Here is a 25,078-nt window from a genome sequence, read left to right as displayed (position 1 = left end):
CTTCCACACTAAACTTCAAGGTTGTTTCTTTCTCCAGTTACCCAAGTCTATTTCCCCATACCTTTGGATACGTTGAATACTATAAGAAATATCAGTATATAATGTTTCCACATAGATAGAAATCTGGTCGTTTTTGTATCATTACATACGTTAGATACGGTAGAAAAACATACTGTAGATAAGCGCCTGATTATGGAATAGTATAGAAGACTGACTAAAATACCCTTTATTAAAAATTTTAATAAAGGGTATGATCCAAAAAATTTATGCCTTTTTTTGCTTCCCATTCTTTTCTTAGGTCTTGTTTTGATAAATTTATAGCTGTTTTATCATTTTCACTCTCACCAAAACCAATAATTTTTTTATCATCTTTTTGATCATAAGAAGAATACGCGTGAAATAATCCATTTTTAAGCTTAAAAACAGCTGTTCTTATAGTATCCCCGATTTCGTCTTTAGTTTTTATATAGTAGAAGGTTGATGAAATTTGTGTCTCCATTTTTTCACACCTTTTTCAAATGATACCCTTTAGAAACATTTATATCTTTTTAACAAATTCAGATTTTAATTGCATAGCTCCAATACCATCAATTTTACAATCAATATCATGATCTCCGTCAACTAAACGTATATTTTTAACTTTTGTACCTATTTTTACGACTAATGAACTTCCTTTTACTTTAAGGTCTTTGATAACTGTTACAGAATCACCATCATTTAAGACATTTCCATTTGCATCTTTGAAAATCTTTTTATCTTCACTATTATCATTTTCTTTTTCTAATAAAGTCCACTCATGAGCACATTCTGGACAAACAAAAAGACTTCCGTCTTCGTAAGTGTATTCTGAACTACATTTTGGGCAATTTGGCACATTAACCATAATTTCTTTCCTCCATTCATTATTGTTAATTCTATATGAGAGTTAATTTCAATTTCCTTTTTTAAAACTTCGTAAGAATAGCAATTACGAACTTGAAAGCGAGTTCCTTATATGATTATATCCTGTCATGATCTCTTGAATTAGATGAAATTCATTTAAACTCTTTTCAAATTTGAAGAAAAGGTTATCCTTTTCTTTTTTTCTATTCCTCATTATCTGTATCATTGAATTTATCTAACATTGTTATCGTATCAACAAGGTGATTATTAAAAATTTGACGAGCAACACTGAGCAACTCAATAATCATAGGATCTCTTAAGGAATAAACGACCCGATTACCATCTTTGGTACCTGTAACTATATTTTTTGCTCTCAAGACTGTTAATTGCTGCGATACTGCCGAACCTTCACTTCCTACAAGATTTTGAATTTCATTTACATTTTTGTCTCCGTCAGCTAAAAGTTCAAGAATTCTTATTCTAAGTGGATGAGCAAGAGCTTTAAAAAATTCAGCTTTAAACCGTTGCATTTCTAAGTTCAATTTATTTCCCTCTCTTTCTAGATACAATTAAGATGTCGTAACTACTTTTCCTTTTTTTTCAATGTTCTCATGTGCACCCGAAAAGACTGTACATTCCCTAAAAGCAAAATGTTTGCATCCAAGACATTTGTCCTTATTTAGATGTTCAAGTGCAAAATCTATTGCATTTCCAGTACGATCAAAAAAACGCCCTTCTCCTATATATTCAAATAAACCTGTTTTTACTAGAACGCTTTTAGGTTGAGGTTTAATACCAGATATCAATACAACCCCGTGTTTGGAAAAATCCTTTACGATACTTGATAAATAAGATTCACCCGTTGTATCCATAAAAGGGACTTTTCCCATTCTTAAGAGTAAAACTCTCGGTTTGTAGTTGATCGTATTCATTATTGAGTGCTCAAACGCTTGAGCAGTCCCAAAAAATAAAGGACCTTCTACATTATAAATACTAATTTGAGGACAGTCACGAGCATCTGTCACCATTTTAGATTCCATCTTTTCATGTTTATTGTTTGGGTTAGGTAGTGCCTTGACTGTTACCGTAATATCGCTCATTCTTTTTGTAAATAAAACCACTGCTAATAAAAGACCTATTTCAACAGCAACTGTAAGATTAACAAAAACCGTTAATAAAAAAGTAACAACTAGAACAAGTGAATCTTCCGTTTTTGTTTTTAACACGTGATAAAATACATGCCTCTCACTCATGTTCCACGCTACAACCATTAAGATAGGGGCCATACTGGCTAATGGGATACTTGAAGCATAAGGAGCAAGAAGTACTAATACTAACAAAACGACAATTCCATGAATCATTCCGGAAAATGGCGAGAACGCACCATTTTTGATATTTGTCGCTGTTCTGGCTATGGCTCCTGTTGCAGGAATTCCACCAAATAAAGGAGTAATCATATTAGCGATACCTTGACCAATTAATTCTCGATTACTATTATGCTTACTATTTGTCATACCATCAGCGACCACTGCAGATAATAAAGATTCGATACCCCCAAGCAATGCAATTACAAAAGCTGGCCCAATTAATTGTTGCACGCGTTCAAAGGTCATTTCAGGTACCTTAAAATGAGGTAAGGCACTTGGAATCTCACCAAATGTTGAGCCAATTGTGGCTATTTGATTAGGATAAAATATGCTGGCTATCACTGTAGAAAATAATAATCCTATTAGTGGTCCTGGAACCTTCGGGGAAAATTTTGGCGTTAACAAGACCGCAATAAGGCATATTCCAGCAGTTAATACACTATAAAAATTAATAGAATGAATGTGAATGATAATTTCTCTGATATTACTTAAAAAGGTTTCATGTTTTTCTACCCCTGTAAGGCCTAGAAAATTAGCAATCTGACCCACAAAAATAATGACGGCTATTCCTGATGTGAAGCCTATAGTCACTGGCCTTGGAATGAATTTAATTAATGAACCAAGTTTAAAAATCCCCATTAAAAATAGGATAATACCTGCAAAAAATCCAGCAATTAATAAGTTTTCATATCCATAAGTCATGACTATTCCAAATAAAATAGGAATAAAGGCTCCTGTAGGTCCACCAATTTGATACCTTGACCCACCAAATAGTGAAATTAAAATACCTGCAATAATTGTAGTATATATTCCATATTCGGGTTTAACACCAGAAGCAATTGCAAACGCCATACCCAAAGGTATAGCAATGACACCAACGACTAGACCAGACAATAGGTCTTTTTGAAAATTCGGTAAAGAATACCCATTATATCTCCCAGTAAAAAACCATTTATGTTGCATAACCAACCCTTCTTCGTTTATAATATTTGCATATCTCTATATCTGATTATTTGAATATATTATGATATGAATTTACACTGTTTCCTTAATTATGTCAAAAGGAATTTTTGAGGTGAAATACATGAGAATAGGAGCAAGGGTTTTGTTTAATAACACAATATATAAAATTTTATATATTTTATCCAACGGTATTTTAAACATACTATTAACCCAATTAATCTCAAACGAACAATCGAAAAAGTACAAGAACAAAAAGTAGAACAACGGTAGAGTATGTGTCTTTTCTCTTTTCGTAATATAATTATTGCTTTTCAACATTGGATAAGAGACTACAATACCTGCTCCTACTGCTGAACGCCTATATAATAAACAAAGTAGTTTTTGAAGGTACTTACTGAGTGTTTTGCTTAAGTTAAGGAATATTTTAAATACCTATTGCACTTTTTGGAACTAATTGACTTCCTTTTTACCTGTGCTCTCATTATGTCCAAGCACCAGCCTAAGAACATAATTAATGGAAATAGGAAATATCCCCCTTTATAGAAAGATAGAATTACTAGTAAGGATGGTGGGGAAATGGACATAAAATCTTACAAGGATAAAGACGGGAACAAGGTTGTTATAGGTGATCTAGTTGAGGTCATTTATCATGAACCTAATGTCGAAAAAATAGGTAAGGTAGTAGCTATAGAAAAAATAGGTCACTATGTTTGGATAAACTTAGAGGGGGAAGGACATATTTGGATGCGGGGCACAAGGCATACTAGAAAATTATACTAAATGGGCAGAACTAAGAGGTGGACAATGTGGGCAGAATAACGTTCATAGGTACGTGGATGGATACATAGTTACCTGTTTGCCATGGTCGGATTGGGTAAAAAATTGGTTAATCTAAGGGAGAAATTTAATTGCGGATGGAGCGAATAAGTTGAGTATAGAAATAAAAAGAGAAGACATTATCCAATATGGATTGAAGGTACTTCAATTAGTTGGGTCACATTATATTTGTGAGGTTTGTATAAAAAGTGGGAACTCTTGTTGTCAAGGGTGTGAGCTTTTAAAAGACGGTTTAGGGTGCCAAAAAAGAAATACTAGTTGTACTGCTTGGTTATGTGGTTTACAAAAATTCTTTTTAAATGAAATTGAATTGTTAGATGAGTGGGAAAACTTATGGGAACAGGTCCCTGGACAATGGTTCCGTAGGGATAACACCCCAGAAACAATAAAAATAAAATCATTACTTAATCATGAACAGTTAGATAGTAAAATAGGAAAACTGATGGCTGAAAAGTTAGAATTGTTTGTAAAAGAGGGAGGAAATATAGATAAGTTAGAAAGAAAGTTGAACCTAGATTTTGATCTTAGAAATTCAGAAAACTTTATATAGAAGATAGTAAGGTCATGTAAATTTATAAATAAAATCATTTAGTTATATAAATATTTGAGGAGGAACTATAAAAATGGCGAATTTTTTGATTGTAAGCTTAGTCATTATCTTTATTATCTTAATATTAAGTTTAACCACTACATCGAAAGCATACCAATATAAACATACTATTGACCCAGTTGATCCCCATTCAGCTGCTAACAATTCAAAAAAACAAGAAAATGACAATCAACAACGATAGAACAGTGTATCAAACGGTTGTTCCATTTCAGTTTTTTTGTTTCCTTATAATAAAAAGAGCACAATAATAAAATTCAGAAATTTCCTATTACTCAAGTATTTCCTAATGTTAAGGAAAGGTTACTTTCGTTATTAGTTACTTATAAACATCATTCCTACATCGGCTCTGACAGATTCCGTAAGCCCCGAGTAGCTGTTGTAATTCACTAGGTCTATTAATTCTTAAATTTCTTTTTTAAATTTCATTAAAGGATGTTTGAATGAGACCATTATTAACTTTTCGCTCAACAGCGTTACGGTAAATATCTACTAATAAATCATTCGATACTAACATCTCCAAGGATCTATCATTTATTATAACCTCAAATATATACTCTTTTTTTAATATTATGTGATTTATCGGTTTTATTATGTAACATCCATTAAACGGATATACAAGGTTCTTATTTAAAAATACATCGTTGATAAAATCAACGTTTCAAGCTTCTTCAGAATCCTCTTACTACATAAAAAATTGGTTTTATGCAACCTCTATTTCCTGTATTAATCTTACAAAGGTAACCTAATAACGTTTTTAAACAACGCTAATAATGTATTTATTTACTGGTTTAAATATCTTTATTGTCATTTAACAACAGTAATGTAAGGTATTTTTCATATTATGGTTACTGTCAAAAAGTATACTTTATGACACGTTGGAAAACAGATAATATTCTGTGTGTCAAAAAGTGTGCTTTTTTATTTTGAAACATTTCATTTTGTTGATATACTTTTTGACATAGTTTAATAGTTTAGGAGTTGATATTTTTGAAACTAGGGTACGCTCGCGTTTCTGCTAAGGATCAAAATCCAGAACGGCAGCTTAAAAAATTCCGTGAACTTGGAATTGAAGAACGTTATATCTTTATTGACAAGCAAAGTGGAAAAGATTTTAATCGGCCGCAGTATCAGGCGATGCTTTTAATCATTCGCGAAGGGGATTTGATATATCTTGATGCACTGGACCGATTAGGTCGGGACTATGATGGTATTATTCGAGAGTGGAAGTATATTACACGGCAGCTAAACGCAGATATCGTGGTACTAGAAAATGAGACGCTTTTTGATAGCCGAAAATTCCGAAGAATGGGCGATCTTGGAAAGTTAATGGAGGACCAATTTTTAAGCCTGCTTTCTTATGTAGCCGAGCAAGAACGTAAAAAAAATAAGCAACGGCAAGCCGAAGGAATTGAAGTGGCAAAGAAGAAGGGTGTGAGATTTGGGCGACGTAAGTACGAGATTAATGCAGATTTTATTCGGGTGTATGATGAGTGGAAATCTGGATCAATCACTGCGACGGAAGGAATGAAGCGTCTTGATTTAAAGCCAAATACTTTTTATCGACGTGTAAAGGAGTATGAAAATCAAAGAAAGGAGCAGATACCTTGCGCGGTAAAGAACTTCTTACAACAGACCAGCGACAAGAATGGATGACCCCTCCCAATGGTGAATGGGAGCTTGCTACTTACTATACCTTCTCGCAACATGATTTGGAAATCATAAATCGTCACCGACGAGACTACAACCGGTTAGGCTTTGCTGTCCAATTAGCACTACTCCGTTATCCAGGATGGAGCTTAACTGATATAAAGGAGATCCCCGACTTCTTGCTTGACTATTTGGCAAAACAGTTGGATATTGAGCCAGGAGTATTTTCCTTATATGCCCGAAGGGGAAACACTCTATGGGATCATCTGAAAGAAATCCGTAAGGAATATGGATTTACCACGTTTACAACGAGCGATTATCGACGATTGTTGAAGTACTTATTTAAGCTGGCGCTGGAAAACGGGAATGCTATTCATTTGATTCGAGCAGCATTAGACGAGCTGCGTCGTTCAAAAATAATCCTGCCGGCCATTACAACGATTGAAAGGGTCGTATGGGAAGCACGTCACCGTGCAGAAGAACGGATTTACCGCCAGATCCATGTCTCTCTAACTTCTTACCAAAAACAGAAACTAGACAAGCTTATCGAACCTGTGGTAGGTACTGGAAAAACAAAACTTGGTTGGCTAAAAGAAACGACAGGACAATTCTCTCCTGAAGCCTTTTTAAAGGTTATTGAACGGTTAGATTATATACGGAGCTTGCAACTAAATATCGATACTAAAACGATCCATCCCAACCGATTAAGACAGCTCTCGCGCCTTGGCGCACGATACGAGCCACAATCCTTTCGACGTTTCCATGAAGCAAAACGATATACAATATTGGTGGCGTACCTATTGGATCTTAGTCAAGATTTAGTTGACCAGGCATTTGAGATCCACGATAAGCAAATCTTAACCTTGCAATCAAAAGGACGAAAACAACAAGAGGAGCTTCAGAAACAAAACGGCAAAGCTGTAAATGAAAAAGTTATTCATTATGCTGACTTAGGATCTGCTCTTATTAAAGCACGAGGTGAGGGTATTGATCCTTTTGTTATGCTAGAAACGGTCATGCCGTGGGGAAAGTTTGTTGAATCTGTAGAAGAAGCAAAGAAACTATCACGGCCACTTGACTATGATTATTTGGATCTTTTAGAAAGTCGGTTTAATTATCTTCGAAAATACACACCTACCCTACTAAATGCATTGGAATTTCGTTCTACAAAGTCAGCTGAACCATTGACAAGAGCGCTCAATACCATTCGAGAGATGAACGATACCGGAAAACGAAAAGTACCTGAAGGTGCTCCTTTAGATTTCATATCGAACCGATGGCAAAAGCATGTTTTCGACGAAGACGGAACCATTAACCGGCATTACTACGAAATGGCTGCTCTTACGGAATTACGAAACTATGTGAGATCCGGAGATGTTTCTATTGTCGGAAGCAAACAACATAAAGACTTCGACGAGTACCTAGTACCACAAGACGAATGGAAATCTACTCAGGCAACTGGTACTAGATTAGCCGTTGGTCTAAGTGTTGAAGACTATCTTGAGGAAAGAACTACGTCTCTCCTACGTCGATTGCAATGTATTAGTGACAACATCGATGCACTTGAAGGAGTCAATGTAGAAAAGGGTAGATTGCATGTTCATCGGCTAGAGAAGGACGTACCAGAAGAAGCGAAACAATATAGTTCCACTCTTTACGGCATGCTGCCACGAGTGAAGCTGACAGACCTACTTTTAGAAGTGTCAAGTTGGACAGGGTTTGACGAGCAGTTTATCCATGCTTCGACCAATCGTCAACCTAATGCTGAAGAAAAACAGATTGTTCTGGCATCGCTCATGGCAATGGGTACCAATATTGGCTTAACAAAAATGGCTGATGCAACGCCTGGTATCTCGTATCATCAAATGGCCAATGCTGCTCAATGGCGAATGTACGATGATGCAATGAACAGAGCACAAGCAACACTTGTGAACTTTCATCATCGCCGATCATTAGCATCTTATTGGGGGGATGGAAGCACATCTTCATCCGATGGTATGCGCGTGCAAGTAGGAGTTTCGTCTCTCAGTGCCGATCCTAACCCACATTACGGATCAGGCAGAGGAGCTACTATTTATCGATTCGTCAGCGATCAATATTCATCGTTCTATACGAAAGTTATTAATACAAACGCTCGTGATGCAGTGCATGTCATCGATGGCCTTTTGCATCATGAGTCGGACTTATCAATTGAGGAGCATTATACGGATACAGCTGGTTATACAGATCAGATATTTGGTTTGACTCATTTACTGGGATTTCGATTTGCCCCCCGTCTTCGTGATTTATCAGACTCAAAGCTCTATGTGATCGGAAAACCTAGAGACTTTTCAAAATTGGAGAATCTTCTACGCGGCCAAATAAATATGAAGGTCATACGTGAAAATTACGATGATGTTTTACATCTGGCACATTCTATTAGAGAGGGTAAAGTGTCCGGTGCGCTCATTATGGGTAAGCTTGGCTCCTATGCACGACAGAACAAGGTTGCCCAGGCACTTAGAGAGATGGGACGAATAGAAAAGACCATCTTTATCCTGGACTACATCTCAAGCGAATCGATGCGTCGCCGTATTCAACGCGGTTTAAACAAAGGAGAAGCAATGAATGCTCTGGCACGAGCAATTTTCTTTGGTAAACATGGAGAGCTGAGAGAACGTGCTTTACAGGATCAATTGCAGCGTGCGAGTGCTTTGAACATCCTGATTAATGCGATTAGCGTTTGGAATACAGTTTATCTAGGAAAAGCAACGGATCTATCACGGAGTAAAGGAGCGTTACGAGAGGATTTATTAAAACATGTGTCTCCATTGGGATGGGAGCATATCAACTTTCTTGGCGAGTATCGTTTTGACCCAAAAGGAGTTACTACCTTAGAATCATTACGACCGTTAAACCAATGATAGCTATCAGCCGGTTACACTTTATCGTGGTAAAAACCGGCTATTTTTGTATCCGAATTCCCTTAACGTTGTAAATCCGCGTTTTACTGGTGGTACCCCTAAAAGAAAATATTCATGATTTAGAGGGAGTCAATTTCGCTAACGGAAAACTTCACATACACAGGCTTGAAAAAGATGTTCCGGAAAAAGCCCGATCATTCAGTGCATCCCTTTATCGTATGCTTCCACACATAAAGTTAACGAATTTATTAATGGAGGTCTCCAATTGGACAGGATTTGATAAGGAATTCATTCACACGTCTACTGGAAAGCCTCCGCATCCAGAAGAAAAACCCATGATCTGGCAGCATTAATGGGTATGGGGACAAATATTGGACTCACGAAAATGGCAGAAGCAACACCAGGGATCTCCTATCGACAAATGGCAAACGTTGCTCTATGGCGAATGGATGAAGATGCTCTAAATCGAGCACAAGCTACCCTTGTCAATTTCCATCATAAAATGTCTTTATCTTCATTTTGGGGAGACGGAAGTACATCATCCTCTGATGGAATGCGTGTACAAGTGGGTGTTTCTTCTTTACATGCCGATGCGAATCCCCATTATGGTTCTGGAAAAGGAGCTACCATTTATAGATTCACCAGTGATCAATTTTCAAGCTTTTATACTAAAGTCATTAATACCAATGCTCGGGATGCTGTGCACGTCATTGATGGGTTACTTCATCATGAGACAGATTTGAATATTGAAGGGCATTTTACAGACACAGCTGGCTATACAGACTCAGTATTTGGATTGAGTCATTTACTAGGATTTCGTTTTGCTCCACGACTCCGGGACTTAACTGATTCCAAACTATACACTATGGATATAATGGAAGACTTCGAAGAAATACATACTCTTTTTCGAGGGAAAATTAACACCAAGATCATTCGAGATAATTTTGATGATGTATTACGGTTAGCACATTCTATACGGGAGGGAACCGTTTCTGGGTCTCTTATTATGGGCAAACTTGGATCTTATGCAAGGCAGAACAAGGTCTCAAAGACGCTTAGCGAAATCGGAAGAATAGAAAAAACTATATTTATACTGGATTATATTTTAAATGAATCGCTGCGTCGGCGTGTACAACGAGGACTAAATAAAGGAGAAGCTATGAATGCCTTAGCCGGGGCAATCTTCTTTGGAAAACATGGGGAATTACGAGAACGATCATTACAAGATCAACTGCAAAGAGCAAGCGCTTTGAACATTATAATTAATGCTATTAGTCTTTGGAATACAGTTTATCTCACAGAAGCCATTAATCATTTAAAACAAAATGGGGAATTAGATGAAGACCTGTTACCTCATGTATCACCTCTAGCATGGGAACATATTAATTTCCTTGGTGAATACAAGTTCGATTCCATTAGTAAAACTAGTTTACAGTCTTTACCGTCATTGAACATAAAAGCCGAATCTCCCTTAGCGTAGGGAAATTCGGCTTTTATGTTCCGAAAATTGTCTTAGCGTATATTTTCGTTAATTATCTGTACTATGAAAATCAGAAGTATTTAAAGTATTCTAAGAAGAAAAATTGAGTGGAAAGTTACTTTAAATACTTGATATCTTAACTCAGAAAACAATGTATTTATAGTAATAAAAGTATGTGATAGTATCTTGTCATTGAGAAGGCATCGAATAACCTTGCTTTGATAATTCTTGCCATTCGTATGAAGAGTTCCAGGGAAGTTTCAATGCCATTCTACTTTCTGAGAACGCCTTAAGGCGTTTTTATTTGCTTTGAAGGAAACAACGGTTGTAGACTTCGGTGCTGCGAGTCTCGTTGTCAAGACGTGTACGTTGTTTACATGTCTTCAATGTAAAACTCCTTATCAAATCAAGACTTTTTACTTATAAGTATAGATAACGTTAAAATGTTGGCGGTACCCCAGATAGGTTTCTAGCTTCGCTAGTACGTCTTACGCGCCCTGTGGACTTAATATGATCTTACCGTTGGCCAATGAGAGGTTTTGATCGCAGATCTCTCCAGTGAATAGTATTCTCTATTTTCCTATGTTGATAATTTTTCTAACCCATTCATCTTCGCTCGAAGATGCTCTAACTAAACCATCAGCACAATCTGCAAATGGTATTTGTTGGAGTGGCGCGATACGAGCTCTCGGACCTGCAGTATACTTTAAACTTTTTGATCCGTATTTAAGCACAGAAGCACGAACAATTACCCATTGTAGATCAGAATGTATTACGGCCTTTTCAGCTATTTCTTTATCTTTAATTGCATTCGAAAAGATCGTTCTCATTATTTTAACCATTACTCTATTAGCTGCATTCAGTTCTTTTCCATCGGTTAAATTGATCCCACTTTGCATAACAAATCGTTTGACGCCAGCTTGTTTACAAGCTTTCACAATATTAGGTATTCCTTCTGACATAACTGTCCCTGGTGTAAAGTTTGCCCTCATAACCTTCATACCTGCTACGAAATTTTTTAAGCCATGTATAGAAGTATTTTGAGAGTTGTTGCTTGGCGGACCTATGCAACTTATAACGGCATCCGCTCCTTTAATAGCATTTTGTATACTTTGCAGATCTAAGACATCTCCTTGTTTTATTGTAAGTCTAGAGTCATTAACAATTTTTTCTGGTCTGCGAGCCACGGCTATAACTTCATGATTTAGTTCAAGGGCCCTAGTTAACACTGCTTCCCCTGTTGCTCCTGTTGCTCCAATTACTGCTATCTTCAATACAAACTTCCCCCTAATTTTAAAATACCTATTAACTTTATATGTGATTATTCTTAGTAAATTTTATATAACAATCTTGTAAACTTCATATCATTAACCAGGGAGGAATTTATCATAAGATACGTTAGTTAATTTCTCACTGATGGTCCATAACTGATTGCACCGACTTTTATTTATTGCTTTGGCTGGCATTTTTACTTCTACCGGTGAACCGGTTAACTGTAATATGCCAGAAGGCGCCAAAAATGAGCCATTTTTTATTTGTGTATCACAAGCTGCGCGAAGGATAGGGAGAGCTGCCTCTGATACTGGATGTGACGTTAGAGGCGTTAAAATTCGCCTAAAGAAAAAATCCCCATTTTTTTGCAGGTTCGTGGCTGAGCCACCAGGGTGTGCTAAAGCTGCTATTACATTTGATCCCGCTTGCTTTAACCGATTAGCTAATTCGTTTATAAACATGATATTAGCCAACTTGCTTTGTCCATATGCTAACATTTTTATATAATGTCTATCTTGATCGTAGTTGAGATCATTAAAATTAATTGAGCCTAACACTCCTGCTAAACTCGTCATTGATATGATTCGAGAATTAGGAGTTTTCAAAATAAGAGGTAGCAATTTTCCTGTGAGAGCATAATGCCCAAGATGATTGGTTCCCAATTGTAACTCAAATCCTTGTTTAGTGCGGGAGAAGGGGGGAATCATGACACCAGCATTATTAATTAAAAGGTCTAGGCTCTCGTATTTACTTTGTATTTCTTCTGCGCACCTAAATACGGAATCTAAATCAGCTAAATCCAAAATAACATAATCCAACTTTGCGGATGGAACTTCATTTAATATATGATTTATCGCTGTTCTGACTTTTTTAAGATCTCGTCCCGCTAATATAATTTTCGCTCCTTTTTTTGCAAGCATTAGAGCTTCCTGATAACCGATTCCTGAGTTTGCCCCCGTAATAACCACTACACGTCCACTCTGGTTTGGAATATCTTCGTATGTCCATTTCTTTCGTATCATCTGTTCCCCCCTGTCTTAATACTCATCTCAAAACTAATATGGTATCGTAAAATTACTTCTCTTTGTAAGCCTCTAAGAAAGCTTCACAAGCATCTTTCAGATATTCCTTTATCTCTTCAGTTTGGAATGCTTCTTCATTGGAGTATAGGACTGCTGCAATGCCTTGCAAATATAAAAGGAGTTGAATAAACATTTTCTCAGTGTTTCTAAAACTTAAACTGTAATGTTCAGCAAGGTTGGTTACAAGATTATAGTTAGCTTTACAAACATCTAGGATGTTAATGTTATTTAAAGCACCTGACATAAAAATAAGTTGATAGAAATTCCTTTCCTTTTGGACAAAATCAATGAAAGCCAAACCAAAACTATATAATTGGTTGTAAGATGAAGTGGCACGTTCAAGGTATTCTAAGAAATAATACCCTGCTTGCTCAAAAAGCTCTTGTTTTAGTTCTTCCATAGTATTAAATTCAGAAAAAACTGGCTGCGTAGAGCAGCCAAGCCTCTTAGCTAAATTACGAGCATTTAAGCTTTCTATTCCTTCACTTTTTATAAGCTGAAAAGCAACAGAAATTATGTCCTCTCTATTAATTCTCTTCTTTGGGGCCATGATTTCACCTCATTTTATATCGAATTTTTAATTTTATATTCATCTACCGACTAAGGTGATATATTCAGCATTTGTACGAAGGATCGGTCCGATCACGGCTCATTTTTGCTGCCCCCATAGCTGTCATTCCTAATCCAGAGGACAACGCCATACTACGACGTACCGTAGTGTAATCAAAGATCAGACGACGGTATTTGATTTTCCAGACCTCTTCACGTCGTTCAACTTGATCGAGATAACGCCCGCCAACCAAGATCTCAAAGGTATCGCCATCTACATAAGATAGTTCGGACAAGCGCTTATCTCCAATAATAAAACGAAGTTCTTCAATCGACGCATCAGCCTTTGTAAGATGAAAAGCCTGAAAATAAACTTCAGTAGTTGCATAATTTTTGTTATCAAAATTGATCAGAATATTACCGTTAATGTGATGAGTTAATTCAAAGAATTTATCCATAGTTCCTACTAATTGATTTGCATAAGAGTTAATTGCCACATCACTTTGAGGCTGATTAAATGTACCATCTTCCCAGAATGCAGATGCCCAACTTTCAGCATCCAGTCGATCTGCCCCACGAGCATAACGGTAACAGAGGTCCTGTATTTCTTGCTTTGCAATAATTCTTTCTAAATCAGTAGGTATGGTCATAACTTCCTCTCCTTAAGTAATTTATTCATAGTATGAGGATGCTTTTGAGCTACTCAATAGAAACGTCCTCACTCTACTTTTTCATAAAATAAAGTAACCTGTATAAATAACAAACGTTATATAACTAATGTTATTTATACTCTATGTTTATTTAAAAGTCAATAATAATTTATTATTATCTCATTTTATGATCATCTATCTCTAATTCTATGATGTAATCTATATAATGTATCCGTACCATTGGACACTAAAAACAGTTAATTAAGATAAAGATAATGGTATGAGCAAAAAACGAAGATCTTACAAACCAGAAGAAAAAGCCAACATCGTTTTAGAGATATTAAGGGAAGAAGACCCGACAAACTCTGGAAAACCTCGATCATGTACTGGAGGGATTTGGTGTCACGAAGTCCAACCTCGCTTATGTGGAAATCTATCTAACAAATCCGCAAGAGCATTCCGAGCCAGTCATCGGCCTGTTCAAGGAATATCTAGAAAAGCATCGGCCGGCCGGCAGCCTCATCGGCGTGACTTACTTGGCGTTCCCAGAGCAACTAATTGAAGTCATGGCTGTCGCACACACTGATTAAAAACTTAGGAGAATCAATCATGACTAAAAGAGAAAGAAGGACATTCACAAAAGAATTTAAAGAACAAATCGTTCAGCTGCATACTTCAGGTAAACCTAGAAGTGAAATTATCAAAGAATACGAGCTGACGCCTTCGGCCTTTGATAAATGGGTTCGTCAACATAAGACAACCGGTTCTTTTCAAGAGAAAGACAATCGCACTTCTGAACAAGAGGAGTTAATTCGACTTCGTAAAGAAAATCAAAAGCTCATGATGGAGAATGATATTTTAAAGCAAGCCGCGCACATAGTCATCTAATTTGATTGTTAAGTCTTCCAGGGTTTCAAATATCACCCCTTTCACAAATTCTGTTTTGATTATTTTGAAAAAACTATATTTATACTTGATTACATTTTAAATGAATCGTTGCGTCGGCGTGTACAACGGGGACTAAATAAAGGAGAAGCCATGAATGCCTTGGCTAGGGCAATCCTCTTTGGAAAGCATGGAGAATTACGAGAACGGGCGCTACAAGATCAACTGCAAAGAGCAAGCGCTTTGAACATTATAATCAATGCTATTAGTCTTTGGAACACAGTTTACCTTACAGAAGCCACTAATCATTTAAAGCAAAACGGAGAATTAGATGAGGACTTGTTATCTCATGTATCACCTCTGGCATGGGAACATATTAATTTCCTTGGTGAGTACAAATTCGAACCTAATAGTAAGGCTGGTTTTCAGTCTTTACCGTCATTGAATATAACTAAAGCCGGAACTCCTTAGCGTAGGAGAATTCGGCTTTTTTATTCCAAATATTGGCTTAGCGTATATTTTCGTTAATTATCTATACTGTGGAAATTAGGAGTATTTAAAGTATTCGAAGAAGAAAAATTAAGTGAAAAGAAACTTTGATTACTTGATATCTTAGCTCAGTAAACAATGTATTCAACGTATTCAATGTTGTGATGTCTTGACACTAAGAAGGCATCAAATACCATACCTTAGATAACAAAGGCTTGAGAACGCCTTTAGGCGTTATAGTTGCCTTCAAGGCTACTAACGGGTTTAGAATTCGATGATGCTGTGGCTTTGAAATAAAGTCGTATTGTTTAAAAAAAAGTTGCACCGTTTTTCTACTTTGGATATGCTTTATTAAATGGTTTCCTATGGTAAAAGTAATATTAAGGTTATACTGCAAACGGAACTGATTGTTGAAGAAAAACCGTTCCGTTTATGTTAGAAACTAAATGGAATACTAATCATAAAATATTTTAAAAAGTGGGGATATCAATGGTTGCAAAGAATAAAGAGGATATTAATGGATTAAAAGTAATTGGTGAAATCTGTGGGGCGATTCGAGAAGAATTAGTCCGTAGTACGAAACCTGGGATTACCACAAAAGAACTCGATGAAATTGCGAGAGAGATGTTTGAAAAAGCAGGGGCTCAATCTGCCCCAAAAGGAGAATATGATTTTCCCGGATATACGTGCATTAGCATAAATAAAGAAGTAGCGCACGGGATTCCGAAGAGGAAACGGATCATTCAAGAAGGGGACTTAGTAAATATTGATGTTTCAGGTTCAAAAAACGGGTATTTCGCAGATACTGGAATTTCCTTTGTAGTAGGGAAGGGGGAGAGAATTTTACAGAAAATATGCGACGTTGCTAAAGAAGCATTTGACGCTGGACTTAAGAAGGCAAAACCAGGTTCGAAAAAAAGTGGGCTCGGAAAGGCTGCACACAATGTAGCAAAACAGCATGGTTTAACAGTTATAAAAAATCTTACTGGACACGGTATAGGGCGCTCAATTCATGAAGCACCAGAACATATTTTCAATTACTACTCTCACTGGGATGACGAAATTTTAAAAGATGGTATGGTTATTGCTTTTGAGCCTATGATCTCTACATTTGAAGAGGAAGTTTTCCAATCCGAAGATGGATGGACATTCCTAACCGATGAAAGCTTTGTGGCTCAATACGAACATACGATTATTCTTACGAAGAAAGGACCGATTATTACTACATTGTAAGAGCACCCGCACTAACACCACAATATGGCGCGCCTGTGGAACAACATGGGTAGAAAAATGATCAAACTTTTTTATAAAATTGTATAATTACTTCATAAAGAAGGAATCCGATTTGATTAATCTTTTTTCAAAACGGATTCTTTTAATTTAACGCAAAACATGGGTTTGCGGGGTGTTTTTGATCAAACTTTATTCCAAACCAATATGTCAATTCATCAATAACGCCAAACTTACGGACAAGGCTTTCAAGGTGCTGTGCAGTAGCATGTAAAGAGGGGTAATAAGGGCTTATACGTTCCTTTTTGTCACCAAGTTTAAACGATAGATAGTGCTTGTCAGCACTAATTTCAAAATTAATAACGCGCATAAGTAGGCCTCCTTTAGTATCTATAATATAATGATGATACTTGACGTCGTAAAGCCGCATTCTTCCGTTGAGAAATGCGGCTTGTTTTAAAAATAGTTCTTTACTTTTCAATAATCTAATCGAAGGCATAGCGATAGTATTTGTGTAATAAAGTTGTTTACTTTTATTCCGTTAAAGCGCCTGATAGCGGGGCAATCACAGCGTATGTTTTCCCGATTATATCCAATGAGGTTACAGACATTGATTATGACTCATCAGGCGTGACTGCCTTTCACAGATTAAATTATTTGTCGGGATTCCTTTTCCTGAAGTTCATACATTGCTACTTTATAACTTATAAGTTCTAGGTGCTTTAGATCTTCATTTATTTTATTTTGTACCTCTGTTTTATGCTGCATCATCATTTCTTTTCTTTGTAACAATGTATCATCTCCTAACTCATAAAGGTCAACATATTCCTGTATTTTGGAGATAGGCATTCCAGTAGATCTAAGAGCACGGATGAAATTGATCCACTCAATATTTTCATCATTATATATTCTACGACCATTGGAATTACGGGAGACATTCTTTAAAATTCCTTCCTTTTCATAAAATCTAAGTGTGTTTGGTGTTACATTTAAATGATCAACTATATATTTCATTGAATAGGACATCTGAATCTTCTCCTTTTAACTTATAGTAACTATAGGTTTAAGTATACCAAATTAAAGTAGTGAATTTCAACAGCCTTTATTTAACAATGCTTTTCAGGTAATAAAAATTTATCCTTGACTTATCGTTACAATAATAAAATACAATGATATTGAATCAAATAAAGGAAAGATAAAGGGGGTATAACTTTCAAAGTCAAAAAACACTATAGAAGTGAACGTCGCTCCTGCATTCCAAAAGCAGTTATAGAAAACAAAACTAATTTTAAGAAATAAAAGGAGAGATACAGTTGTCTAACGTCGGAAACAAGGTAGTAATCATTACAGGAGCTTCCAGTGGAATGGGGGAAGCAACAGCACTTAAACTTGCCCATAACGGTGCAAAATTGGTATTAGCTGCACGTCGTGAAGATCGTTTACAAAAGCTACAGGAGGAAATCAAAAAAAGTGGTGGTCAAGCTGTTTATAAAGTGACGGATGTGACCTCACATGAACAAATGAGCGAACTTGCCACATTTGCCCATGATCAATTTGGTTCGATAGATGTGCTTATCAATAATGCTGGGCTTATGCCCTTGTCTGCACTAAATAAACGAAAAATTGAAGAGTGGGATCGTATGGTAGATGTCAACATTAAAGGCGTGCTTTATGGCATTTATGCGGTTCTCCCCTATATGCGAGATCAAAAACATGGGCATATCATTAATTTATCGTCCATTGCTGGACATGTCGTTTTTCCAGGAAGTGCAGTATATTGTGCTACCAAATCAGCAGTTCGAGATATTAGTGAAGGGCTTCGAATGGAGGAATCTCCAGAAAGTAATATTCGCTCTACGATCATTTCACCGGGATCCGTTGTTACTGAATTATCAACGCATATCACCGATGAAGAGCAAAAAAATGCAATCAATCAGATCGAAGAATCTGTTGGAATGAAACCAGAAAACATCGCCGAAGCTATTTACTTTGCGATTAATCAACCAGAGGAAGTCGGTATTAATGAAATACTGGTTCGTCCTACAGGACAGCAACTTTAAAATGATCAAAAAGGCCAATCAGAAATTTTGATTGGCCTTTTTATGGTTTTAATTTGTTTAATACTTTTTCTTTTTTCTTGCATAAAATTCGGCCGCCTTTTTGCGATTTCCGCACAACTCCATGCAGGGGCTTCTTGTGTACAATTGAATCAAAACGGGACGGGAGAACGAATACATGAGTAAAAAGTTGTTTACAGAAAAAGAGATTAAGGCATTTATTTCGATTGTCAGTCAGAACTAGACCTGGAGTTATTCGATTATATTAACTGGTTCAACAACATTCGAATTCATGGAACATTAGGCTATTTAAGCCCTATGGAGTACAAGTTCCTGCACCTTAAAAAAGTTGTCTAGTGTAGTGTTGACAATCCAATTTCACTCGTTGCAATAACAGGGTTCTTTAGTTTAAAGCACTTTGAGCACATGTAATGATAACGATAATCAACAAACGAAGCGCTTTAACGCAATAATACAATCAGAAAATGATCAAACTTTTTTATAAAAACTTCACACTTATTTGCAAGTACAGAATCCATTTTGATCAATCTTTTTTCAAAATGGATTCTTTCTGTATACGGTATATATGGGTTTGTGAGGTATTTTTGATCGAACTTTATTTCAAAGCTACATTTGTTTTCCTCATAAGTTCCTCCCAGTTTTTATGGTTGACTTATTTGTAAAACTGAATAATATAACCCCTTCGCTCCATCTCCGTTAGGAGATTTCATAACTACTACGAGTTATTCCGCCCCTATACACGGCATTGGTACTCTGATTCTTGTGGGGCTTCCACTTAAATCTCTCCCTTAACATCCATGTCGTAGGTTCCCACGTTCCACACGCCGCCTTTATTCCGGTCACCGAACGGACAGTAAACAGGTTCCTTCCGAACTCATCCCGAGTTAACGACTCCCCCTCGGTTTTGATGACATCTATATGCTTTCGATACTTCCTCAGCGGTTCAATGGTTTTCGTCTCCTTAATACTCACCTGACAAAGTCTAGCCCTGCCTTTTCCCTAACGCTCAATACCATAACTTTTGACTACAGCACCTTAGGGTGGTTTGCAATCTCTACCTGTATAGCGATTGCGAGAGGCCTACTCTCATCTTTTGTGCAGCATAGCTTCCTTGTGTGCTTACGCACACTTTGGTAGCTTTCGTGGCACACAGTCATCCGCATAGCGGACATAGCGTAGTCGACGAAATCCATTATCATTAGGATCATATGAGGGAATCTGCTTCATTTCCTTCAAGAGTTTGTTTGCTTCCCAATTTTCTCCTCGCGCTACTAATTTTCTTCTACGATTTCGCAACTTAACATATGGAGGATTTGATTTACGGATAGTACCTGTATTGTATTGCGGTATTAATTTTGTTTCGACGAATTTATCCAAATTATCCAGATAGATATTCGCAAGAATCGGACTAATTATTCCACCTTGAGGGCTCCCACTCAATGTAGTATTATACTGCCAATTTTCTAAGTATCCTGCTTTAAGTAAGTTTTCAATGAGTCTCAGAAAACGGTTATCTTTTATCTTATTACGCAGGATAGATATAAGGACCTCGTGATTCAAACTGTCAAAGCATTTAGAAATATCACCTTCAACGAACCACTTTGTCGCAGGCCACTTACGTTCTATTTCTGATAAGGCAGTATGACATCCTCGTTTTGGACGAAAACCGTGGGAGTGTGTGCTAAATTGCGGTTCATAGTAAGCTTCTAATATGAGCCTCATGACCTCCTGCAATAGCTTATCCGACCAGGTAGGCAGTCCGAGAGGACGCTTTTTATTTGAGTTATTCTTAGGAATGTATACACGTCGTACAGGCTTCCAACGATAGCGTTCCTCTTTTACAGTTTGAATAATAGTTTGAATCTTATTTATGGACATTTCATCCACAGTTTCTGTTGTTGCACCAGAAGTCATTGCTCCAATGTTCTTATAGATTCTTCCATATGCACATAGGTAAAGGTCTTGATTGTACAACATACGGTAAATTCTATTAAGTGGCAGTCCTCGTCTGCCACGGTCACGGATGATTCCTAGAGCAGTTTCGGCATTTCGCATCTCGCGTACCTCCCTTACTAAGAATCGAAAATACCTGTTTCCCTTCGCCATGTGAACGGCTTTCCCGTTCTCGGACTACTATGGAAACTCCGTTGCCATGGGGCTCGCGCCCTTTAGGCAATCCCATGTTCCTTGACATTAGACGTAATAGTACGGGTTAGGTGCCTCTTTCGTTTCCTTGAGTAAAGTCATTCTTTACTGCTTACTAATCGAAAGGTTCAGATGACGGATTTACAATCATCCTATATTAGTAACCTTGCTTACAGACGTGATATTCAAGGGATGAAATGTTACATCGCTGGATACTGAGGTTCAGGCAGTTTAGCTTTCACCATACCATACGGGACTTGCAAAGCTGTGCCATACACGTCTTCTATGCACTCCTTGCTTTAACAACATGCTATTGTTCCCTTTGGCTTTCACCGCTAGGTGAGTTGTTTGACCCAGAAGCCATTCTTTCGAGCTTCTTCTTCCTAGGGAAGAAATCCAATGCCAAATGACATGGCGCACAAATACGCATTTTCCTGACGCTACCCCATTAAATAAAAACTAAGCTATAACATAAGCCAAATTCCTTAACGTACAGGTATTTGGCTATATTTATGTCGAAATTTGCTTAGCGTACAAAATTTCCGAAATGTTGGCTGTACCCTGGCTGTACCCCTAATAACCTTGATAAACAACCAAAAGGACAGAGCCTGTTTTTGAAACTCTTAATATATTTCATGAGACGCTTTTTATAAAATAAGTTTGATCATTTTCTACCTATGTTGTTCAACAATCGCATTCTATAGTTGAGTCAATCAACGCATTTTACCTTAATTAAATTTCTTTGCTCAAATCAAGACTTTCCGAGCTCCAATTCCACAATTCAACAGCACGATCTTGATTGTACGACTCATCTGAAGATGATATTTTCTTCGACCCGTCCCAGTATGAACCGGTAATAACAGATTCATTAAATACAAGGTTTGCAAGATCGGCCCCGGATTGTTTGGTCGTGCGAACACTGGAGCGAACGAAACGCATGAGCGGCATAACATTATTCCACATAAATCGTAGAAAAGGCTTATAATCCCTAGTTAGGGCTGAACCTTTGCCAGGCATCATACCGGGATTCAATGCTACAACCGAAATGGAAGGTTTGGATTTCCGGATTCTGCGCGATAGTTCATAGGTAAAGTACAGATTGCAGAGCTTGGACGTTGTGTAGCGAATTTGTCCCTTAGCCAAATCAGGTATATTCCCCAGAAACTTATCTGATGCAACAGGGTCAGCCATTATTGCGGGACTGGTGTAGCTCGGAGCCGGCATTCCTGTTTTCTTAGCGGGGTCATGCGTATCGCTGCTTACGACGACAATGCGTCCTTGTTCCTGGAGCTGATTAAGCAGCAACCTCACAAGTAGGAAGTGACCAAGATGATTCACTCCAAAAGTTGCTTCAACGCCATCGGCAGTTGTTTGAGTGCCTTGTGCAAATTGTGCCCCCGCATTGCAGATAATAGCATGAAGAGGTGGAAGTCCAGCTTTCATTAATTTTTCTGAAAAACGCTTAATCGACGAAATCGAGGCTAAGTCCAATTCCATAGAAGATACATTGGGATTGCGGGTAGACTGAATCAATTCATTTACTGCTTCGTTCCCTCTATGTTGACTACGTGATGCAATTACGACATGCCAATCATTTGAAGCACCAGCTATGACTTTTGCTGTTTCAAACCCAAGCCCCGTATTACCGCCTGTAATGATGATTGTTTTCTTTGCCTTCTTCATATGATCATCTCCTTAATTTGTTTATATAATTACGATGCTGAATCGTATCGTATTTATCGATAAAATTTGGTCTTGCGATTTTCTACACAAGACCTTCATTCCGATTGGCTAATTCCATCTAGAATGACTTTTATACCTTCTTTAAGATCAGTTTCCAAGTCTGAGGAAGGAGGTTTAAATAACAACTGATACATGATAAACCCGATCAAAAGATCCGAAACCAGATCAATATGAATATCGTTACGGAGTTGTTCTTTCTCACGATAGTTTTCAATAACACTTGAGATTTCCTTAGTCTTAGGTAAGGAATGTTTTTCCCAAAAAGACTCAGATATCTGAGAGTTGCCAGATAAAGTTGAAATCAGCATTGATAGCATTTGTTTACCAAGCGGTGTGTTCATCTGCTGGATGAAATTTCGCGCTAGTTCGAATAAAACTTCGTGAAGATCCCCTTGTATAGAGGTGTTCAATTGGGGTTTAATTTGTTCCAGCGCATCGACGATTAAAGCCTCCTTACTGCTCCACCTCCGATAGATTGAACTTTTACCAACGCCTGCACGTTTAGCGACCATTTCAATGCTCAGTCTCTCAACGCCAACCTCGGCAAGCAAAGCCAGTGTTGCTTCCAAGATGCTACGATGCACTTTTGTACTTCTTGGTCGCCCGCGGGATACGCTTGGAACCGATTGATGTTCTGTATCCATATTTCATCATTCCCTTAAATCTCTTTAGTCACGTATTGCTAATTATAACACATAGAATGTCTTTCCCGTTATAAGCTGCCAGTCAGTTGAGGAATTAGCTACGACTTTAGCTGTTTCATATCCTAGCCCTATATTTCCACCTGTAATTATAATGGTTTTCTCATATGATCATCTCCTTAATCTGTTTGTATTAATACGATACTACATCGTATCGTATTTGTCAATAAAATTTGGTCTTGCGATTTTCTACACAAGACCTTCATTCCGATCCTTACGGACTGGATTGCCTTAATGGCTATAATTTTTTTAACGAAAAAATATCCAAATTTAGTATTGCAATTCTAAAGCCGAATTGCTATTAAACAATAATGATAATAGAGAGATGTTTTTAAAGTGGTTTTAAGTGTTGATATGACTAGCTTTGTTGTACTTTTTGGGGTGTGAGGTTTTCCTTGTTGCTTTAGAATAATGTTTGATCAAATTGATACTAATAACCTTGATAAACGAACAAAAAGAAAGAGCGTGTTTTAAAAATAGATTGATCAAAACACACTCTTAATATATTCAATTGAATCATTCTTTTGTAAAAAAGTTTGTTCATTTCTGTGACCCTTATTCCATTAAAGCGCCCGTTTGCTGAATATCAAGAATCTTGATGTTAAAACCATTTGGTAGTGGTATAAATATAGTCATCAGAATTCCCTTTTAAATTTAGCTAAAAAATAAAGGGCTGCGTGACCTTCTGTCGAAGAGTTAAAATACTAAACATTTGGAGGTTGTTGCGATGTTGAAACTGTTTCAATACAACTGGCAAGTTCGTGATGATTGGTTTACATGGTGCGAAGACATACCGGAGGAAGAACTATTAAAGAAACGGGTCGGTGGGTTCGGCAGTATCCTACATAACCTGTTTCACATTGTAGATGTGGAATATATGTGGATCTTAGGTTTGCGAGGTGAACCAGTACCTGAGGAACCATCGTTTGAGGATTATGCTAGCTTACAAAAAGTGAAAAATCTTTCAAGTCAATACCATGAGAAAGTGGAGCCATTTGTGACATCTTGGACAAATGAAATGGATTCTCGGACACTTTCAGAAACTGATTTCAATGATGAACCGATTAGCTCTAGAGACGAACCAATCAGGCGCCGAGTCATTGAATGTACACACGGAGAGATCATACGTCATGTCATTGTCCACGAAATCCACCATATTGGCCAGTTATCTATATGGGCACGTGAAATAGGAAAGGAGCCTGTTTCCGCAAACCTGAGAGGAAGAGGGCTATTCGACAATTAAAAGGAAACAGAAAACAGTGAAACTTTTTATATAAAAATTGCCTATCGCAAAATATTTTGAGAGTCTACTTTGATCAATTTTTTTCAAAGACAGACTCTTGAGTTTTTTTGTTTTTTTAAATCATTTCACGTCGTACTCTCTTCTTCTTCTTCTTGGGCATTAGGATTGTTTGCTCCATGTATCACTCCTCTAAAATTATTGATTGTATTTTCACCTGCTACCTAAGATTGTCACATACATCTATTTTGGACTTCTTCTTCAACAATCTGGCCCTTTAATTGAATAACATACTGAAGTTTTTTTAACAACATCAGCACCAACA

Annotated in this window: 22 protein-coding genes and 6 pseudogenes; 13 read left to right on the top strand and 15 right to left on the bottom strand. The window is 37.1% G+C overall.

The window, feature by feature from the left end; translation table 11 throughout:
* Positions 1–238: 238 nt before the first annotated feature.
* From J2S17_RS14970 to J2S17_RS14955, 4 genes are all read right to left on the bottom strand, one after another.
* On the bottom strand, positions 239–499 hold the full coding sequence (locus J2S17_RS14970) for a hypothetical protein (protein WP_251162689.1): 261 nt from the start codon (positions 497–499) through the stop codon (positions 239–241).
* A gap of 39 nt (positions 500–538) precedes the next feature.
* Positions 539–883, bottom strand: a complete 345-nt coding sequence (locus J2S17_RS14965) for a zinc ribbon domain-containing protein YjdM (RefSeq protein WP_251162688.1) — start codon at positions 881–883, stop codon at positions 539–541.
* Between the two features lie 202 nt (positions 884–1,085).
* Entirely contained in the window at positions 1,086–1,424 is a 339-nt protein-coding gene (locus tag J2S17_RS14960) for an ArsR/SmtB family transcription factor (protein ID WP_251162687.1), read from the bottom strand.
* Between the two features lie 27 nt (positions 1,425–1,451).
* The gene (locus J2S17_RS14955; RefSeq protein WP_251162686.1) at positions 1,452–3,212 is read right to left on the bottom strand and encodes a SulP family inorganic anion transporter; all 1,761 of its coding nucleotides are present in this window, start codon (positions 3,210–3,212) and stop codon (positions 1,452–1,454) included.
* 576 nt (positions 3,213–3,788) lie between these two features.
* Here J2S17_RS14955 and J2S17_RS14950 point away from each other — a divergent pair.
* From J2S17_RS14950 to J2S17_RS14925, 6 genes and pseudogenes are all read left to right on the top strand, one after another.
* Positions 3,789–3,992, top strand: coding sequence for a hypothetical protein (locus tag J2S17_RS14950; protein ID WP_251162685.1), 204 nt, complete (start codon positions 3,789–3,791; stop codon positions 3,990–3,992).
* Positions 3,993–4,140: 148 nt separating this feature from the next.
* The gene (locus J2S17_RS14945) at positions 4,141–4,599 is read left to right on the top strand and encodes a DNA mismatch repair protein (protein WP_251162684.1); all 459 of its coding nucleotides are present in this window, start codon (positions 4,141–4,143) and stop codon (positions 4,597–4,599) included.
* A gap of 73 nt (positions 4,600–4,672) precedes the next feature.
* Entirely contained in the window at positions 4,673–4,840 is a 168-nt protein-coding gene (gene ytzI, locus J2S17_RS14940) for a YtzI protein (protein WP_251162683.1), read from the top strand.
* 806 nt (positions 4,841–5,646) lie between these two features.
* Entirely contained in the window at positions 5,647–6,312 is a 666-nt protein-coding gene (locus J2S17_RS14935) for a recombinase family protein (RefSeq protein ID WP_251162682.1), read from the top strand.
* Positions 6,264–9,209, top strand: coding sequence for a Tn3 family transposase (locus J2S17_RS14930; RefSeq protein WP_307476176.1), 2,946 nt, complete (start codon positions 6,264–6,266; stop codon positions 9,207–9,209). The genes J2S17_RS14935 and J2S17_RS14930 overlap by 49 nt, the downstream gene beginning before the upstream one ends.
* A 104-nt stretch (positions 9,210–9,313) precedes the next feature.
* Positions 9,314–10,689: pseudogene (locus J2S17_RS14925) on the top strand (Tn3 family transposase); the annotation flags it as partial.
* 488 nt (positions 10,690–11,177) lie between these two features.
* On the opposite strand, the gene J2S17_RS14920 reads toward J2S17_RS14925, so the two are convergent.
* The 5 genes from J2S17_RS14920 to J2S17_RS14900 form a co-directional block, all read right to left on the bottom strand.
* The gene (locus tag J2S17_RS14920; RefSeq protein ID WP_307476320.1) at positions 11,178–11,258 is read right to left on the bottom strand and encodes a hypothetical protein; all 81 of its coding nucleotides are present in this window, start codon (positions 11,256–11,258) and stop codon (positions 11,178–11,180) included.
* A gap of 3 nt (positions 11,259–11,261) precedes the next feature.
* Entirely contained in the window at positions 11,262–11,963 is a 702-nt protein-coding gene (locus J2S17_RS14915; RefSeq protein WP_307476174.1) for an NAD(P)-dependent oxidoreductase, read from the bottom strand.
* A gap of 93 nt (positions 11,964–12,056) precedes the next feature.
* Complete coding sequence (locus tag J2S17_RS14910; RefSeq protein WP_307476172.1) at positions 12,057–12,983, bottom strand: oxidoreductase; 927 nt, start codon at positions 12,981–12,983, stop codon at positions 12,057–12,059.
* Positions 12,984–13,035: 52 nt separating this feature from the next.
* Entirely contained in the window at positions 13,036–13,593 is a 558-nt protein-coding gene (locus J2S17_RS14905; RefSeq protein ID WP_307476170.1) for a TetR/AcrR family transcriptional regulator, read from the bottom strand.
* A gap of 64 nt (positions 13,594–13,657) precedes the next feature.
* The gene (locus J2S17_RS14900) at positions 13,658–14,242 is read right to left on the bottom strand and encodes a nuclear transport factor 2 family protein (RefSeq protein WP_307476168.1); all 585 of its coding nucleotides are present in this window, start codon (positions 14,240–14,242) and stop codon (positions 13,658–13,660) included.
* Positions 14,243–14,592: 350 nt separating this feature from the next.
* Between J2S17_RS14900 and J2S17_RS14895 the strand changes: the two are divergent.
* Together J2S17_RS14895 and J2S17_RS14890 are read left to right on the top strand one after the other, a co-directional pair.
* A pseudogene (locus tag J2S17_RS14895) lies at positions 14,593–14,832 on the top strand (RidA family protein); the annotation flags it as partial.
* Positions 14,833–14,851: 19 nt separating this feature from the next.
* A pseudogene (locus tag J2S17_RS14890) lies at positions 14,852–15,121 on the top strand (transposase); the annotation flags it as partial.
* On the opposite strand, the pseudogene J2S17_RS14885 reads toward J2S17_RS14890, so the two are convergent.
* Positions 15,116–15,199, bottom strand: a pseudogene (locus J2S17_RS14885) (IS3 family transposase); the annotation flags it as partial. The pseudogenes J2S17_RS14890 and J2S17_RS14885 sit on opposite strands and share 6 nt — an antisense overlap.
* Here J2S17_RS14885 and J2S17_RS14880 point away from each other — a divergent pair.
* Together J2S17_RS14880 and map are read left to right on the top strand one after the other, a co-directional pair.
* Positions 15,197–15,598: pseudogene (locus J2S17_RS14880) on the top strand (Tn3 family transposase); the annotation flags it as partial. The pseudogenes J2S17_RS14885 and J2S17_RS14880 sit on opposite strands and share 3 nt — an antisense overlap.
* Positions 15,599–16,105: 507 nt before the next feature.
* Positions 16,106–16,849, top strand: a complete 744-nt coding sequence (map, locus tag J2S17_RS14875) for a type I methionyl aminopeptidase (RefSeq protein ID WP_307476166.1) — start codon at positions 16,106–16,108, stop codon at positions 16,847–16,849.
* A 142-nt stretch (positions 16,850–16,991) separates the two neighbouring features.
* Here map and J2S17_RS14870 read toward each other — a convergent pair whose 3' ends face one another.
* The gene (locus J2S17_RS14870; protein WP_307476164.1) at positions 16,992–17,216 is read right to left on the bottom strand and encodes a hypothetical protein; all 225 of its coding nucleotides are present in this window, start codon (positions 17,214–17,216) and stop codon (positions 16,992–16,994) included.
* A gap of 278 nt (positions 17,217–17,494) precedes the next feature.
* The gene (locus tag J2S17_RS14865; RefSeq protein ID WP_307476162.1) at positions 17,495–17,872 is read right to left on the bottom strand and encodes a MerR family transcriptional regulator; all 378 of its coding nucleotides are present in this window, start codon (positions 17,870–17,872) and stop codon (positions 17,495–17,497) included.
* Positions 17,873–18,159: 287 nt separating this feature from the next.
* Here J2S17_RS14865 and J2S17_RS14860 point away from each other — a divergent pair, with 287 nt between their 5' ends.
* Both J2S17_RS14860 and J2S17_RS14855 read left to right on the top strand, forming a co-directional pair.
* A complete protein-coding gene (locus J2S17_RS14860; RefSeq protein WP_307476160.1) occupies positions 18,160–18,906 on the top strand; it encodes an SDR family oxidoreductase in 747 nt (248 codons plus the stop codon).
* Between the two features lie 210 nt (positions 18,907–19,116).
* Positions 19,117–19,260 (top strand): annotated as a pseudogene (locus J2S17_RS14855) (IS3 family transposase); the annotation flags it as partial.
* Positions 19,261–20,043: 783 nt separating this feature from the next.
* Here the strand turns inward: J2S17_RS14855 and J2S17_RS14850 are convergent.
* The 3 genes from J2S17_RS14850 to J2S17_RS14840 all read right to left on the bottom strand — a co-directional run bounded on the left by J2S17_RS14850 (position 20,044) and on the right by J2S17_RS14840 (position 23,456).
* Positions 20,044–20,979 carry a reverse transcriptase/maturase family protein gene (locus tag J2S17_RS14850; RefSeq protein ID WP_307476158.1) on the bottom strand — a complete coding sequence of 312 codons (936 nt, stop codon included), beginning with the start codon at positions 20,977–20,979 and terminating at the stop codon, positions 20,044–20,046.
* A gap of 822 nt (positions 20,980–21,801) precedes the next feature.
* Positions 21,802–22,752, bottom strand: a complete 951-nt coding sequence (locus tag J2S17_RS14845; protein ID WP_307476156.1) for an SDR family NAD(P)-dependent oxidoreductase — start codon at positions 22,750–22,752, stop codon at positions 21,802–21,804.
* Positions 22,753–22,847: 95 nt separating this feature from the next.
* Positions 22,848–23,456 (bottom strand): TetR/AcrR family transcriptional regulator, encoded by a 609-nt coding sequence (locus J2S17_RS14840; RefSeq protein ID WP_307476155.1) that lies wholly within the window; start codon positions 23,454–23,456, stop codon positions 22,848–22,850.
* Between the two features lie 784 nt (positions 23,457–24,240).
* Between J2S17_RS14840 and J2S17_RS14835 the strand changes: the two genes are divergently transcribed.
* Complete coding sequence (locus J2S17_RS14835) at positions 24,241–24,756, top strand: DinB family protein (protein WP_307476153.1); 516 nt, start codon at positions 24,241–24,243, stop codon at positions 24,754–24,756.
* The last annotated feature ends 322 nt before the right edge of the window (positions 24,757–25,078 follow it).

It is taken from the genome of Cytobacillus purgationiresistens, from assembly GCF_030813235.1.
In the GTDB taxonomy this organism is placed as follows: Bacteria; Bacillota; Bacilli; order Bacillales; family Cytobacillaceae; genus Cytobacillus; species Cytobacillus purgationiresistens.
Note: the sequence above shows the minus strand (reverse complement) of the source record. Positions and strands in the feature narration are given on the sequence as shown.

Excerpts from the sequence above, each read along its gene's own strand:
- J2S17_RS14870 (WP_307476164.1), bottom strand. The coding sequence starts at position 17,216 with ATGCGCGTTATTAATTTTGAAATTAGTGCTGACAAGCACTATCTATCG.
- J2S17_RS14865 (WP_307476162.1), bottom strand. The coding sequence starts at position 17,872 with ATGTCCTATTCAATGAAATATATAGTTGATCATTTAAATGTAACACCA.
- J2S17_RS14970 (WP_251162689.1), bottom strand. The coding sequence starts at position 499 with ATGGAGACACAAATTTCATCAACCTTCTACTATATAAAAACTAAAGAC.
- J2S17_RS14905 (WP_307476170.1), bottom strand. The coding sequence starts at position 13,593 with ATGGCCCCAAAGAAGAGAATTAATAGAGAGGACATAATTTCTGTTGCT.
- J2S17_RS14955 (WP_251162686.1), bottom strand. The coding sequence starts at position 3,212 with ATGCAACATAAATGGTTTTTTACTGGGAGATATAATGGGTATTCTTTA.
- J2S17_RS14910 (WP_307476172.1), bottom strand. The coding sequence starts at position 12,983 with ATGATACGAAAGAAATGGACATACGAAGATATTCCAAACCAGAGTGGA.
- J2S17_RS14850 (WP_307476158.1), bottom strand. The coding sequence starts at position 20,979 with ATGCGAAATGCCGAAACTGCTCTAGGAATCATCCGTGACCGTGGCAGA.
- J2S17_RS14950 (WP_251162685.1), top strand. The coding sequence starts at position 3,789 with ATGGACATAAAATCTTACAAGGATAAAGACGGGAACAAGGTTGTTATA.
- J2S17_RS14845 (WP_307476156.1), bottom strand. The coding sequence starts at position 22,752 with ATGAAGAAGGCAAAGAAAACAATCATCATTACAGGCGGTAATACGGGG.
- J2S17_RS14965 (WP_251162688.1), bottom strand. The coding sequence starts at position 883 with ATGGTTAATGTGCCAAATTGCCCAAAATGTAGTTCAGAATACACTTAC.
- map (WP_307476166.1), top strand. The coding sequence starts at position 16,106 with ATGGTTGCAAAGAATAAAGAGGATATTAATGGATTAAAAGTAATTGGT.
- ytzI (WP_251162683.1), top strand. The coding sequence starts at position 4,673 with ATGGCGAATTTTTTGATTGTAAGCTTAGTCATTATCTTTATTATCTTA.
- J2S17_RS14900 (WP_307476168.1), bottom strand. The coding sequence starts at position 14,242 with ATGACCATACCTACTGATTTAGAAAGAATTATTGCAAAGCAAGAAATA.
- J2S17_RS14835 (WP_307476153.1), top strand. The coding sequence starts at position 24,241 with ATGTTGAAACTGTTTCAATACAACTGGCAAGTTCGTGATGATTGGTTT.
- J2S17_RS14840 (WP_307476155.1), bottom strand. The coding sequence starts at position 23,456 with ATGGATACAGAACATCAATCGGTTCCAAGCGTATCCCGCGGGCGACCA.